12 protein-coding genes are annotated in these 15,285 nt (G+C 44.6%); 7 read left to right on the top strand and 5 right to left on the bottom strand.

What is annotated here, in order from left to right; all coding sequences use genetic code 11:
- Positions 1–63: 63 nt before the first annotated feature.
- Both glgP and MD536_RS05735 read left to right on the top strand, forming a co-directional pair.
- The gene (gene glgP, locus MD536_RS05740) at positions 64–1,728 is read left to right on the top strand and encodes an alpha-glucan family phosphorylase (RefSeq protein WP_239596635.1); all 1,665 of its coding nucleotides are present in this window, start codon (positions 64–66) and stop codon (positions 1,726–1,728) included.
- Between the two features lie 77 nt (positions 1,729–1,805).
- Complete coding sequence (locus MD536_RS05735) at positions 1,806–2,138, top strand: PKD domain-containing protein (protein WP_239596633.1); 333 nt, start codon at positions 1,806–1,808, stop codon at positions 2,136–2,138.
- Between the two features lie 153 nt (positions 2,139–2,291).
- Here MD536_RS05735 and bamJ read toward each other — a convergent pair whose 3' ends face one another.
- Entirely contained in the window at positions 2,292–3,041 is a 750-nt protein-coding gene (gene bamJ, locus MD536_RS05730) for a BamJ family beta-barrel-assembly machinery protein (protein WP_369075797.1), read from the bottom strand.
- A 115-nt stretch (positions 3,042–3,156) separates the two neighbouring features.
- On the opposite strand from bamJ, the gene MD536_RS05725 reads away from it, so the two are divergent.
- A complete protein-coding gene (locus tag MD536_RS05725; RefSeq protein ID WP_239596631.1) occupies positions 3,157–3,891 on the top strand; it encodes a DUF4197 domain-containing protein in 735 nt (244 codons plus the stop codon).
- Between the two features lie 65 nt (positions 3,892–3,956).
- Positions 3,957–5,177: an MFS transporter gene (locus MD536_RS05720; protein ID WP_239596630.1), complete on the top strand. Its 1,221-nt coding sequence runs from the start codon at positions 3,957–3,959 to the stop codon at positions 5,175–5,177.
- A 4-nt stretch (positions 5,178–5,181) separates the two neighbouring features.
- Here the strand turns inward: MD536_RS05720 and MD536_RS05715 are convergent, their stop codons facing one another.
- Positions 5,182–7,074, bottom strand: a complete 1,893-nt coding sequence (locus MD536_RS05715) for an ABC-F family ATP-binding cassette domain-containing protein (protein ID WP_239596627.1) — start codon at positions 7,072–7,074, stop codon at positions 5,182–5,184.
- 56 nt (positions 7,075–7,130) lie between these two features.
- Here MD536_RS05715 and MD536_RS05710 point away from each other — a divergent pair, with 56 nt between their 5' ends.
- Together MD536_RS05710 and MD536_RS05705 are read left to right on the top strand one after the other, a co-directional pair.
- Positions 7,131–8,189 (top strand): DUF4421 domain-containing protein, encoded by a 1,059-nt coding sequence (locus MD536_RS05710; protein WP_239596625.1) that lies wholly within the window; start codon positions 7,131–7,133, stop codon positions 8,187–8,189.
- A gap of 4 nt (positions 8,190–8,193) precedes the next feature.
- Complete coding sequence (locus MD536_RS05705; RefSeq protein ID WP_239596623.1) at positions 8,194–9,588, top strand: serine hydrolase domain-containing protein; 1,395 nt, start codon at positions 8,194–8,196, stop codon at positions 9,586–9,588.
- 1 nt (position 9,589) lies between these two features.
- On the opposite strand, the gene MD536_RS05700 is transcribed toward MD536_RS05705, so the two are convergent.
- Entirely contained in the window at positions 9,590–10,720 is a 1,131-nt protein-coding gene (locus MD536_RS05700; protein WP_239596622.1) for a lactonase family protein, read from the bottom strand.
- A 9-nt stretch (positions 10,721–10,729) separates the two neighbouring features.
- Positions 10,730–11,380, bottom strand: coding sequence for a J domain-containing protein (locus tag MD536_RS05695; RefSeq protein WP_239596621.1), 651 nt, complete (start codon positions 11,378–11,380; stop codon positions 10,730–10,732).
- Between the two features lie 100 nt (positions 11,381–11,480).
- Here MD536_RS05695 and MD536_RS05690 point away from each other — a divergent pair, with 100 nt between their 5' ends.
- Positions 11,481–12,341, top strand: coding sequence for a polysaccharide deacetylase family protein (locus MD536_RS05690; RefSeq protein ID WP_239596620.1), 861 nt, complete (start codon positions 11,481–11,483; stop codon positions 12,339–12,341).
- Here MD536_RS05690 and gcvP read toward each other — a convergent pair whose 3' ends face one another.
- Positions 12,342–15,224, bottom strand: coding sequence for an aminomethyl-transferring glycine dehydrogenase (gcvP, locus tag MD536_RS05685; RefSeq protein ID WP_239596619.1), 2,883 nt, complete (start codon positions 15,222–15,224; stop codon positions 12,342–12,344).
- Positions 15,225–15,285 lie beyond the last annotated feature (61 nt).

The raw sequence follows: 15,285 nt of genomic DNA, 5'->3' as shown, positions 1-15,285 counted from the left end.
TTAATTCCAGTGAATACTTTAAATTGCGTACTTAATACACATTCGACAAATCATTGATGCCATATGAGTTTTAGAAATTTCAGTGTTCCCTACCAGGGAGATGATCGTTATTCAAAGAAAGTGGCCTATTTCTCCATGGAATTTGCAGTTCATCAGCCGTTAAAAATTTACAGTGGTGGACTTGGTTTCCTTTCGGGCTCACATTTGCGGAGTGCATATGAGTTAAGGCAAAACCTGATCGGAATCGGAATTCTTTGGAAGTTCGGCTATTATGATCAGGCCCGTAACCAGGACCAGACCCTCCAGGTTACCTGGATGGAAAAACAATACAGTTTTTTGCAGGATACCCAGATAAAATTTCAGATCTCCATTCACGATCACCCGGTTTGGGTGAAAGTATGGTACCTGCCCCCAGATACTTACCAGACTGCCCCTTTATTCCTGTTGAGCACCGACCTTCCTGAAAACGATTATGTTTCACAAACCATTACGCATCGTTTGTACGATGCCAATGTGGCAACCAAAGTGGCACAGTTTATTCTTTTAGGAGTTGGTGGTGCAAAACTGCTGGATGAAATCGGATTCAGTCCGGAAGTTTACCACCTCAATGAAGCACATGGTATCAGCGCTGCCTTTTACCTGTACCGTCGTTTTGGGAACAACCTGGAAGAAGTGCGTAAAAGGTTGGTCTTCACTACGCATACCCCTGAAGAGGCCGGCAATGAAAAGCATGATATCTATCTCTGTCATAAAATGAGTTATTTCTGCGGATTATCACTGGATGAAGTCAGACATCTGACAGGCATCCAGGACGATCAGTTCAATCACTCCCTGGTGGCATTGAGATTCGCACGTAAAGCAAACGGTGTATCGCAATTGCATGGTCATGTATCCAGGGCGATGTGGGAAAAACATTCGGGAACCTGCCCAATCATTTCCATCACCAATGCGCAGAACTGGAGGTATTGGGCGGATAAGCAATTGTATCGTTTTATGGAAGAAGGGAATGATCATATGTGGGACGACCGGAAACGTTACCTGAAACATCGTGCATTTGAGATTGTGGCTGATCAGACCGGTAAGCAATTCAATCCGGATGTATTCACCATTGTTTGGGCACGTCGTTTTGCAGGATACAAACGTGCGGACCTGATTACCCGGGATGCCGAACGTTTCACCCGCCTGCTTGAAAACTCAAAATATCCGGTACAGATTATCTGGGCAGGTAAGCCCTATCCGATGGATTATCCGGCGATCAATGATTTCAATCACCTGGTTCATCTAAGCCGGAAGCATAAAAACATGGCCGTTGTTGTGGGTTACGAACTGGCCCTATCCAAAAGAATGAAACAGGCAGCAGATTGCTGGCTTAATAATCCCCGTGTTCCAAGGGAAGCATCCGGAACCAGTGGAATGACTGCCGCTATGAACGGAGCCGCGAATTTCAGTACTGACGATGGCTGGATCCCGGAATTTGTAAATCATGGTAATAACGGATTCGTCATTCCAAAGGCAGACTATGCCAACATGAATACGCATGAACAGGATGAATACGACCTTCACATGTTATACAGGATATTGGAGGAGCAAATCCTTCCGTTGTACTATCAAAACCGGGATACCTGGAGGCAGGTAGTGAAGAATGGGATGCGGGATGTTCGCTACCAGTTTGAAAGCAACCGCATGGCACATGAATATTATGAGCTGATGTACAATGCCGGATATTAAGAAGCTTTTAGCAATATGAACGGGGGATTGGCATAATAATAGCAACGGATCGGGCGTTAAAGAAAAAAATCCGTACTATGAATCTGATCCTTCTGACAGCTTCGCTGTTGTTATCTGCTACCTTTTCAAAAAAGGACAATATTCCCCCCACTGCAAATGCCGGAGAGGATGTAGTGGTTTCCAGCTCTGAGTTTATTCAGCTTGATGGAACTTCTTCAAGAGAACCGGATGGTATTATTTCCAGGTATCATTGGGTACAAACCGCCGGTAATCCCGTTGAAATAGTGAATCCAGGTGCTGCTATTACAGCCCTCAACAATATTCAAAAAGGTTCCTACAGTTTCCGCCTCACCGTGATGGATGATAAAGGTGGAGTTTCGAGTGATGAGGTTAGGATGGAAGTGAAGTAGGTGAAAGGTGAAAGGTGAGAAGTGAAAAAAAGTGAAAGGTGAAAAATCAAAAGTGAAAATAGGAAAGCCCGCAATTCTGCGGGCTTTTTTTATAGAGTACTTCTTATTTCACTTTTATCTTTTCACCCTCTTTCACTTTTCACCTTTCACCTTTCACTTCACTATCTCAATCAACTCCACATCAAATATCAACGTTGATCCCGGGGCAATTTTTGCTCCGGCCTGCTGATCACCATAGGCCAGGTCAGCTGGAATAAACAGCTTCCACTTACTGCCAACAGGCATTAGCTGAAGGGCTTCAATCCAGCCGCGAATAACCCCGTTAACTGGAAAATCAATTGGCTGTCCACGATCCACAGAACTGTCGAATACAGTGCCATCAATCAGGGTTCCATGATAATGGCATTTAACCTTATCGGTAAGTCCGGGTTTAGGACCAGTGCCTTCCTGGATCACCTGGTACTGGAGCCCACTAGGCAATTCAATTACGCCAGGCTTGCTTTTGTTGGAAGCCAGGAATTCAGCACCTGCTTTTCTGGCAGCAGCTGCTTTCTCTTTCTTTAACTGTTGTAAATAATTGGTAATACTCATATTCATTTGTTCTTCCGTGAGTAATGTTTTCTGATTCTTTAATGCATCGTTCAAAGCTCTGGAAACCAGTTGGGTATTGATGTCTGAAATACCCTGGTCTTTATAAAAATTGGCCAGGCTCATGCCGATGGCATAACTCATACTGTCTTTCGCATTTTTCAATACCGGAGCAGCTGATGCAGCAGGTTTCTTCACAGCTGCCGAAGTCGCTGGTTTTTTTGCAGGCGACGGTGTGGCTGGTTTTTTTGTTGTTTGACCAATGGATACGGCTGTCCATAGGAGTAAAGCGGAGGATACAAGAATTTTATGCATAGTTTCTATTGAAACAACGAAAATACTATCCTTTTTAACATTAATTGTTGGTCGTATACACCTATTCTTTCTTCTTATACGTTTATTTTAGCAGTACTGAATCAAAAATACACCTATGCGAAAACTATTACTTTCTATCCTGGCTATTTCCCTAATTAACGCCGCACAGGCACAAACGAATGAAAATGGTGCTGGTGGGATACTGAAAAAGGCAGGCGGACTTCTAAATAAAAACAAATCCGGATCAGGTCTTTCCTCCGACGAAATTATTGCTGGTTTAAAGGAAGCACTGGCTGTTGGTACCCAAAACAGTGCAGAGAGATTGTCGGCAGCTGATGGCTTTTTTAAAGACGCTGCAGTAAAAGTACTGCTACCGGAGGAAGCCCGGCAGGTTGAACAAAAACTCAGGGCGCTGGGCATGGGGAAACTGGTAGACGATGCTATTTTGAGCATCAATCGTGCTGCAGAAGATGCCTCCAAATCAGCCGCTCCCATTTTCGTGAGTGCAGTTAAGCAAATGACTGTTCAGGATGGGCTCACTATTTTACGTGGTGCAGATACAGCCGCAACGGGTTATCTTAGAAAATCAACTTCCCCTGAATTAATCAGTGCCTTTCGTCCGGTTATTGAATCTTCACTGGAGAAAACCGGTGCTACTAAATATTGGTCTGCCGTGTTCGACGCCTATAATAAAGTCAGTCTGAAAAAAGTGAATCCGGATCTTTCCAGTTATGTAACCGGCAAAGCCATTGATGGAATCTTTTATTATGTAGCAGAGGAGGAGAAAAAAATCAGAACCAACCCGGCAGCAAGGGTAAATGATATTTTGAAAAAAGTATTTGGTAGTTAATTTCCCTACAAACTTTTTAAACGGTAATTGCTGAAAGGCGGCACAGAATAATTTTGTGCCGCCTTATGCTTTCCAGAACAATTTCATCCTATAAAATTGCGTACACAGGTCTCTCCAAAGAAACCTGGCTGCTATCCCTGATCATGCTGATCAATCGGAGTGGTACCATGGTGGTTCCATTCCTGACACTTTATCTTACCAGTCCGGGTATGGGTTATTCCATCGGTGATGCAGGTTTGGTTTTTGGTTGTTTTGGTGCGGGCGCTTTTGCAGGTGCGTTTGTCGGTGGCCGTCTTACTGATAAAATCGGATTTTATAAAGTGCAATTGGCAGCTTTAGGTGGGGGTGCCGTACTATTCTTTGTGCTTAGTTTTATTCAGTCCTTTTATCTAATATGCCTCTTTACCTTTCTACTGAGTTTTGTAAATGAAGCCTTTCGTCCGGCGAACTCTACTGCTATTGCTTTTTACAGTACGCCTGAGAACCGTACCCGTTCTTATTCTCTCAACCGGTTAGCAGTAAACCTGGGTTGGGCGGTGGGCAGTGCCATGGGTGGTATTATTGCTAAATTCAGTTACCAATGGTTGTTCTGGGTGGATGGAATTTCCAATTTCATTGCGGCTGTTCTGATGGTGGTATTTTTAAAGCAGGCAGCTGCCCGTCACACGGAGGAACGAAAAGAAGTGCAAAAAACTGAACGTCCTCCAGAAGGCCCATCCGTTTACAGAGATTATCCCTATTATGTTTTTATTATCCTTGTAACGCTTTTTGCAGCCTGTTTCTTTCAGCTATTCACCACCTTGTCTGTGTATTTCAAGCAGGTATTGCATTTCACCGAACCCCAGATTGGCATGCTCATGGCATTCAATGGCATGTTGATTGTACTGGTTGAAATGATCCTTATCTATCAATTGGAAGGTCGCCGGAATCAACTCACGTATATTGCTATTGGGGTTGGACTGGTAGGAGTTTTTTACCTGCTGATGGGATTTGGAACCATTGCCCTTCCAATGGCTTTTGCTTTGATCCTTGTTATTACCGCAGGGGAGATGTTGTCGATGCCCTTTATGAATAGTTTCTGGATCAACCGAAGCAGTGCACATAACCGGGGACAATACGCCGCTCTTTATACCATGGCCTGGTCGGCAGCTCAAACACTGGGACCACTGCTCTCTTCCCAACTAGCAGAAACGGCGGGATTCCGGTTTACCTGGTTTGTAAATGGGACCATTTGTTTAGTGGTGGCAGTTATCTTCCTGCAACTAAAACGCAGGGCTTATTTTTAAATCCTCAGGCTCCCGTCAATTCACTTAATTCCAGCCAGCGCATTTCTTTTTCTTCCAGTTCCTCACTGATCTTTCCAATTTTGAGGGAGATATCCTGCAGTTCCTGGAATTCAAGTTGCCCGGAAGCCAATTTTTCACTCAACTCCGCTTTTTCTTTCTCGAGTTTGGGAATGTCCTTCTCCAACTGTTCAAACTCACGCTTTTCATTAAACGATAATTTCTTTTTGGCAGGTTGCGTTGCTGCTGTTTCTTGTAAAGCTTGTTTCGATACAGTTTCAACTGTTTCCGTAATGCTTTTCTGTTCCTGTTCTTTTTGCCAGATCCGGTAAATAGTATAGTTGCCCGGGAAATCGCGAATCTGTCCGTTACCTTCAAACACGAAGAGGTGGTCCACCAACCGATCCATAAAATACCGGTCGTGTGATACGATGAGCAAACATCCCTGAAACTCTGATAAGAAATTCTCCAATACAGCCAGAGTGGGCAAATCCAGGTCGTTGGTAGGTTCATCCAATATCAGAAAGTTTGGATTACGAAAGAGGATTGTTAATAATAACAATCGCTTCTTTTCTCCACCACTCAGGGCACTAATGTAACTGTATTGCTGATCCGGCGTAAACAGGAACAATTGCAGGAACTGAGCTGCGCTCAGACTCCCACCATTCGCCAGGGGAAAATTCTCTGCAAAGGTTTTGACATACTCAATCACGCGCATGTCTTCCTTATAGGTTAATCCCTGTTGAGAAAAATAACCGAATACGATGGTTTCACCAATATTTACCTTACCGCTATCAGCTTCCTCAACACCTTGCAGGATATTCAGAAAGGTCGTTTTACCCACACCGTTAGGTCCTACAATTCCGATCCGGTCTCCTTTTTTGAAAGTATAATCAAACCCTTTCAGGATCTCCTGATCACCGTATTTCTTGTACAGTTTTTTTAGTTCAATTACTTTTCCACCCAGCCGGTTCATTTTCATTTGCAATTGCAATGCCTGCTCTTCCAATTTTTGTTTGGCTTTGGCTTCCACATCCGCAAATGCATCAATCCGGCTTTTTGATTTGGTGGTCCGGGCTTTGGGTTGCTTCCGCATCCATTCTAATTCTTTCCGATAAACATTCCTGGCTTTATCTACGCTTGCAGCCTGCTGCTCTATACGGGCGGCTTTGCGTTCCATATAGGTTTCGTAATCGCCCTTATAAGTATATAACTCCGAGCCATCCAGTTCCCAGATTTCCTCACATACAGCATCCAGGAAATAACGATCGTGCGTCACCAGTAACAGGGTTACTTTTTCCTGGTTAAGAAAATGTTCCAGCCATTCCACGGTTTGAATATCGAGGTGGTTGGTAGGCTCATCCATGATCAACAAAGTGTGTTTATGATCAAACCCAATATCAATAAGGGTTCTTGCGAGAGCAACTCTTTTCCGCTGTCCGCCTGATAAAGTGCCCACAACCTGGTTCAACTGATGAATATTCAGTTTACCAAGAATCTGCTTCACTTTGGCTTCGAAATCCCAGCCCCCGGTTTCATCCATTTTTTCGATAGCAGCATTTAGTAAATCAGCATTCTCCAATTCGCTGGCAGCTTCATAAGCTTTGATCGCATTGAGTGTTGGATGTTCATGATGGAATATATTATCCAGAATAGAATCCTTTTCTCTAAACTCCGGTTCCTGGTCAAATAATGCTACTGTCACATCCTTGTGAATCCAGCAGGTACCGCTATCCGGAGTTTCCCTTCCAGCCAATATTTTAAGTAAGGTTGATTTTCCGGAGCCATTGCGGGCGATCAGTGCGATCTTATCACCCTCTTCTATGTGAAAGGAAATATTTTCAAACAAGGGTTTGATGCCATAACTTTTCCCCAATCCTTCTGCTGAAACATAATGCATTTTGCAAAGATAAGCAGGGGAGAACCAACTAATTCCTGCAAATTTGTAGTTCTTCTATGCATTTGATTGCCCGATTTCATACCTGGATTTTATGTTGCGCACTGCTTGCTTCCTGCCCTGCTGTACTGGCACAACAACATTCACAACTGGTTTCTATTGCGGAGCGTGCGGATTCCAGTTATATTCAAACCTACGACAGCCTCATAACGAGTCGTTTCTTTTTTTCCCGCAAATACACTTCCATATTAGTAGGAGGGCCGGGTAATCTGGCCAATCTAAAATATCGACCCAATTCCACCCTGAATATGGGTGTTGGTGCTACCTATCGTTGGTTTACCCTCAACCTGGCCTATGGGTTCCCCTTTTTAAATCCGGAAAGGGGTAGGGGTAAAACGAGGTACCTGGATTTGCAAAGTCATATTTATACCCGCAACTGGACCATCGATTTTTTCGGACAGTTTTATAAAGGTTATTACCTGAATCCAAAGGGACTAGGACATGCTGATCCGCAATCCTATTATTTACGTCCTGATCTTGGGATTTCCTTATTCGGCCTGGCTGTTTATAACCTGCGCAATGGTGAAAAATTCTCCTATCGCGCCGCCTTCCTGCAGAGTGAATGGCAAAAAAAATCAGCCGGCACTTTTTTATTTGGTGGCGAAATCTATGCAGGATCTGTTTCCGGTGATTCAGCCATCGTACCAACTGCACTTGCTGCTGATTATCCTCAACGCGATATCTGGCGGGTCCGGTTCCTCGAGTTTGGTCCGGGTGCAGGGTATGCGTACACGCTGGTGGTCAAAAAACATTTTTTTCTAACAGGTGCGGCAACGCTTAATATGGATCTTGGCTTATCCAGGGAATTTAAAAATGACAGGAGCAGTGATAAACTGACCATTAGCCCCAATTTTATTTATCGCGCAGTAGCAGGATATAACAGCAACGACTGGAACCTGAACTTTTCAATAGTCGGAAATACGATCCTGGTGCGGGGGGCGAGTTCCAAAAATGATTATCGCTTTAATACAGGTAATTATCGTTTCACCCTGGCAAGGCGCATAATGCCTTATGGAAGATTTAAACGCCAGTTGAAATTTTTTGATCCAAAAGAATGAGAACATGAACCGCATAAAAAGAATAGCTGCTGTTTTATTAGTTATTACCCTTTCCTACCTGGTCTATTATTGCTGGAATGCCTTTCCGATCTTAACAGGCTATAGTGCAAAAATGGCCTGCTCCTGTATGTACCTGGGAGACCGGACCTTGAAATCGGTGGAGGAACAGGAGCTGGGTAATTTTCCGCTGAAACTGGCTTCTGTTGAAGTGTTGCCCGATAGTTCTGTAGTTGCTACGGTTGCCGGTATGGCAAAACAAATTGCTGTTTACAGACCCGGACTTGGCTGTACACTGGTGAATGAAATCACCAAGGAAGCATTGAAAAAGCAGGTATGGCAATTACCAAGCGTACCCAGGTTGGATCCCGATACCATCGACTGGCCCATGGGAGATCGGATTCCTGTTCGCAATCTAGATTCAGCAATGCCAAATCAAAGGAAACTACTCCTGCAGCAAGCTGTTCAGGCCGCATTTGTGAATCTGCGGGAAGAACAGCCAGTGAGAACAAGGGCAGTTGTGGTGGTTCATAAAGGAGAACTGGTGGCAGAACAGTACGCACCCGGATTCGACCGGCATCACCGGCAGCTGAGCTGGTCGATGGCCAAATCCATTACCGGTACCTTAATTGGCATGCTGGTAAAAGAAGGAAAACTTTCCCTGAATCAACCGGCCCCTGTAGCTTCCTGGAAAACTGCTACGGATGGTAGAGCTGAAATCACGCTTCGTCATCTGCTGCAGCAAACAAGCGGACTAGATTTCGAAGAGAATTACAGTAAGGCAACCGATGCTACCAATATGCTGTTTCGCAAAGCGGATATGGCTTCCTATACTGCATCACATGCGTTGAAAGTTGAGCCCGGCTCCAACTTTTATTATAGCAGTGGAAACAGTAATATCCTTTCAGGAATTCTCCGCAATGCATTAGGTGATTCCCTCTATCATCGATATCCCTATGAAAAGCTGTTTTATAAATTGGGCATGTACAGTGCTGTGATGGAAACAGATGCATCGGGGAATTTTGTAGGCTCTTCGTATGTATTTGCCTCTCCGCGCGACTGGGCAAGGCTCGGCTTGTTGTACCTGCAAAATGGAAACTGGAACAATGAACAGTTGCTACCGGAAAATTGGGTTCAACTGGCTACTCAGCCAGTACCCGTTGCTCCTCAGGGGGAATACGGTTTTCAGATCTGGTTGAATGCCGGCAATCCTATAGGCTCTTCTAACCGGAAATATCCAAACCTGCCTGCAGATCTGTATTATTTCAGCGGATATGAAGGACAACAGGTATTGATGATCCCCTCCAAAGAACTGGTAATTGTTCGGCTTGGTCAAACAGCCAACAGTCAGTGGTTTGATACAGAAACTTTTGTAAATAGAATTCTTACAGCGCTTCAATAACTCATTTGCCAACAGGAACAAATTTCAGGCAAACCGGGCTTCCTGCTTTGATTTCAACAGGTAGTACCTGAAGCAAACCGGTCTCCTGGTTCCGCTGAAATACGGTAACCGAATCTGAATCCTGATTGGCAACCAGCAAGAGTTGCCCGGTTGGGTCGATGGCAAAATTCCTTGGCTTTTTACCTGGTAAATCCTGGAAACCCAGCAGTTTCAGCATCCCGGTTTTCGCATCAATAGAATAGATGACCAGGTTATTGGCCTCATAGCGGTTCGAGGCATAGAGAAATTTCCCATCTGGAGAAATATGGATATCTGCACTGCCCCTGGAGCCCTGGTAATTTTCAGGATGCGCATCGATGTGCTGAAATTTTTCCATGGTGCCACTGCTGTATTTCCATCCACTGATAGTTCCTCCCATCTCTTCAATCACATACACCCATTTTCCATTGGGATGAAAGTCCAAATGCCTTGGACCACTGCCATCGGTGATTTTTGCAAAGCCTTGCTGGGTGCCGCCAATGGGGAGATTTTTTTTCTCGTTGAAAGAATAAATCATCACCTTATCAGTACCCAGATCCGGAACCAGCAGGTATTTATTATCCGGGGTAAAAACAGTGGAGTGCACATGTGGTTTTTCCTGCCGCTTGGGATTGATTCCCTTGCCCTCATGATGTACCAGCTGGTACTGATCTGTCAGTTTTCCGTCCTTATCAATTGCATAGGCGATAAGGTTACCACCACTATAATTTCCTACGGTAATCCATTTTCTGTTTTCAGAAATGGAGATGTAACAGGGGGCTTCACCGCGACTCTCTTTCTGATTCAGCAATTGTGCTTTTCCGGTTTGCGGATCCAGTTGGAATGCATAGATCATGCCTTTGTGATCACTGGCCATTTCGGAAACAGCATACAGAAAACGTCCATCCTTTGATACCGCCAGGTAAGAGGGGTTCTCTATGTCTTTAACAATATCAACCAGGGTTGTTTGTCCGGATGGAACAGAAATTTTGAATATATGAATACCATCTTTACTGCCTTTGGTATAAGTGCCGGTATATAGATAGTAGTCCTGTGCGCTTGCCATAGAAGATAGGAATAAGGTGATGAATGCTAAGAATACCTGTTTTTTCATAGTGGTAATTTAGGCAATAATATAAATGAGGAGGCAAATTACTGTTACAATCAATAAGATGATCCAGGGTTGAAACCGGTTCCAGTTAAATTCCCGTTGTTTATTTTTTTCCGCAGTCCGTATCTCCTGTAACAACTGGTTATTGGTTCCGGCGATTCGTACCAGGTCCGGCACCAGTTTTTTCCAATAGGGGAAAGCAAGTGGGTGCATAGAAAACAAGATGGCGTCCACCAGGTCTCTGATCAATACCGGTTTACCGCAATCCACTAAAATAGACAGATGTCGTTCATTGAGTAATTGTGATAACTGTGTCGCCAGTGCCTCCTGGTTCATTCTGAATACGTCCAACTGGCGCACATAATTTTTAATTTTTACTGCTTCCTGGTAAATTAATTCTGCACTGGGAGGAACAGGGGAAGCAAAACGCGAGGTCTGACCGGAATTATGCCATCTTAACTGGTGGTATTCACTTCTTTTAACCGGGTTAGACAACACATCATAGGCTTCCTGGATCTCCCTGAAATGTTGAACAGCAAAAGGATTCCCCGTATTTTTGTCCGGGTGATACCTCATTGCCAGTCGCCGATAGGCTTTTTTAATCTCATCTTCCCTGGCAGTATAGGGTATTTCCAACACCTGGTAATAATCTTTAACCGGCATGCGAACGAAGATAAAGGTTTCCCCTTTTTTATCCACCGGGATAAGAATAACAGGCCCGAATCGTTATTGTTAGGATCCATAAGAATGAAAAACCAAGAACATGAAGAACTGGTGGATATCAGTAAGTATTTGTATGGCTGCAGCGGGATTATCAGCCTGCAATAATGTACAAAGTACAACGGATACAAAAGTGCAGGATAAGCCTTCGGCGAAGGCTGTTGCAGTAGCACCGGCTCCTTTGCCAGCTCCCAAGCTGGATAGCAGTGCGACATCTGTTTTTAATAGAAAACAAATTCCCATATTATGCTATCACCAGATCAGGCCGTATAAACCGGATGATAGTCCCACTGCAAAACCCTATATCGTTCCCCCGGATGTGTTTAAAGACCAGATGAAGGCCCTGCATGATAGTGGCTATCAAACCATTCTTCCTGACCAGTTGAGAAACTATCTGTTATCAGGTGAAGAACTTCCAGAAAAATCAGTACTGATCAGTTTTGATGATGGCTGTGATGAACAATTTGATGTTACCAAAGAGGTATTGGATCCTTATAAGATGAAGGCAGCTTATTTCATTATGACGGTTGCGATCAACCGTCCCAATTACATGAAAGCGGAACAGATAAAAGCCTTATCAGACGAAGGGCATAGCATTGGGCTTCATACCTGGGATCATAACAATGTAAAAAAATACCAGGGCGAGGATTGGGTTAAGCAGATTGAAAAACCCAAAACTGCCCTGGAGAAAATTATTGGAAAACCGGTGGAGCATTTTGCCTATCCCTTTGGCTTGTGGAACCCTGAAGCCATACCTCAGCTTAAAACCAGGGGTATGAAATCGGCTTTTATTCTTTCCACTACGCGGGATCAAAATGATCCCATGTATACCATCCGGCGTATCATAGTGCCGGGTACCTGGACAGGTACCCAGCTTCTGACAAGAATGCAATCAAGTTTTTAATCAGGCTGTTTCTTCCGCATAGGAGCTAACCGGTTCGCAGGTGCAAATCAGGTTACGATCTCCATGGGTATTGTTTACCCGGCTTACAGAAGGCCAGAATTTATTTTCTTTTACATAAGGCAACGGATAAGCTGCCTGCTGACGGCTGTAGGGAAGATTCCATTCATCCGCTGTAATTATATGCTGGGTATGCGGAGCATGTTTCAGCACATTGCTGGTACGGTCTGCTTTTCCTTCTTCAATCGCTGCAATTTCTTCGCGAATGGAAAGCAGGGCATCACAGAAACGATCCAGTTCTGCTTTGTCTTCACTTTCTGTTGGTTCAATCATGATCGTACCGGGAACAGGGAAACTCATGGTAGGCGCATGGAATCCATAATCCATCAGGCGCTTGGCAACATCTTCCGCTTCAATTCCGGCAGATGTTTTAAAGGGTCTCAGGTCTACAATGAATTCATGTGCGCAGGTTCCATTTTCACCGGTATACAGAATCGGATAAGCCTGCTCGAGTCTCGCCTTCATGTAATTGGCATTTAGGATAGCATACTCAGTAGCAAGTTTCAATCCGTGAGCACCTAACATTCTGCAGTAAGCGTAGCTGATGAGCAGAATAGAAGCAGATCCGTAGGGAGCTGCAGAAACAGCGCCATTGTTATTTGAACTGGTGGTATCCGTTGACCAATGTCCGGGCAGGTAATTTGCCAGGTGTGCCTTCACGCAAATGGGACCCATTCCAGGGCCACCGCCACCATGCGGAATCGCAAAAGTTTTGTGCAGGTTCAGGTGGCAAACATCCGCCCCAATCAAGCCGGGAGAAGTAAGTCCCACCTGTGCATTCATATTAGCGCCATCCATATATACCTGTCCGCCATATGCGTGTACGATATCACAAATCTCTTTCACAGTTTCTTCAAAAACACCGTAGGTGCTAGGGTAGGTAATCATGGTGCCGGCCAAGACATCTTTGTATTGTTCGGCCTTAGCTTTGAAATCAGCCAGATCAATATAGCCGTTTTCCAACGCTTTAACTACTACCACTTTCATACCGGCCATTACTGCAGATGCAGGATTGGTTCCATGGGCAGAAATTGGAATGAGACAAACATTCCTATGTGTATCACCGTTAGCCAGGTGATAACGACGAATGGTGAGCAGTCCGGCGTATTCTCCTTGAGCTCCACTGTTCGGTTGCATGCTGCAGGCATCAAAGCCGGTAACAGAACAAAGGAAGTCGGACAATTCTTTTATGATCTGTTGGTATCCACCTGCCTGGTTTGCAGGGGCGAAAGGATGCATCTTGCTCCAGTGAGCCCAGCTTAAGGGAATCATTTCAGTAGCTGCATTCAGTTTCATGGTACAGCTGCCGAGAGAAATCATGGAAGTATTGAGAGAAAGATCTTTGTTTTCCAGTGATTTCATATACCGCATCATTTGTGATTCACTGTGATGCGTGTTGAATACCGGGTGGGTAAGAAACTCAGAAGTTCGGGTGAGCGTAGCCGGTATCGTATCCAGGATGCTGTCGTAATTGAATGTCAGGCTTGAACTGTCTTTCCCCGCTGCATTGGCAAATACATGGAGAATATCCAGCAAATCATGTTGTGTGGTAGTTTCATCAAGGGAAATTCCTACCTGGCCAGGCTGGTAATGAAAATTGATAGTTTGTTGTTCAGCCAGTTCGCGAATTGTGGAAGCATCTTTCACAGCAACAGCCAATGTGTCGAAATAGCTGGTTGTTTTTAACTGATACCCCAGTTCCGTTAAAGACTCTGCCAGTGTTTTCGTCAGCAAGGCAACCCTTTTAGCAATGGCGCGAAGGCCATCCGGACCATGATATACCGCATACATGGCAGCCATATTGGCAAGCAGTGCCTGTGCGGTACAGATATTGGAAGTTGCTTTTTCTCTTTTGATATGTTGTTCCCTGGTCTGAAGTGCCATACGAAGTGCCCGATTGCCTTTGGCATCAATGCTTACTCCAATGATCCTGCCTGGAAGCGCACGTTTGAATTCTTCCTGTGAACTGAAAAAGGCAGCATGCGGACCGCCATACCCCAGGGGAACTCCAAATCGCTGGGCAGAACCGAGGGCCACATCTGCACCCAATTCTCCGGGAGGAGTAAGTAAGGTAAGTGCCAATAGATCAGTTGCCATTGCAACAAAACCGCCTTTGGAGTGAATCTCCTTTATAAAGGAACGATAATCTTCAATACTACCCTCATTATTCGGATACTGAACCAGCGCACCGAAATAACGGTCATCTGTAGTTGCTTTTTTATAATCACCCACCACTACTTCAATTCCCAGGGGTAAAGCCCTGGTGTAAATCAGATCAAGTGTTTGTGTAAAGATGGCGCTGTCTACAAAGAAGCAGGGCTTTTGAATATCATCGGTACGGTTCACATGATGAAAAAACATGTTCATGGCTTCCGCAGCAGCAGTTGCTTCATCCAGCAGGGAGGCGTTTGCCAGCGGCAATCCTGTCAGATCCGACACCATGGTTTGAAAATTCAGCAAACTTTCCAGTCGCCCTTGAGAAATCTCCGCCTGGTAAGGCGTGTATTGGGTATACCATCCCGGATTTTCAAAGAGGTTGCGTAAAATCACACTTGGGGTGATGGTATCATAGTAACCTTGTCCGATATAGTTCCGGAACACCTGGTTTTTCATGGAGATGTTTTTCAGCTCACGCAGGTATTGTGCTTCGCTTACAGCATCCGGAACAGCTAGTGTATCCTTTTTCCGGATACTGCCTGGAATGGTTTTATCAATAAGTTCTTCCAATGACCCCATACCAATTGCCGCCAGCATTTTATCTGTATCTGCCAGCGTTCCAATATGACGGCCAAGAAATTCATTCGACTGTGCTTGGAATAAATTCATAATGTGTGCGGTTAAGCTTTTTGGATGTGCAAAGTTACAATTTGGAAACCAGACGAACACT

It is taken from the genome of Flavihumibacter cheonanensis (genome assembly GCF_022352215.1).
GTDB lineage: Bacteria > Bacteroidota > Bacteroidia > Chitinophagales > Chitinophagaceae > Flavihumibacter > Flavihumibacter cheonanensis.
This window is presented reverse-complemented; position numbering and strand designations above follow the sequence as displayed.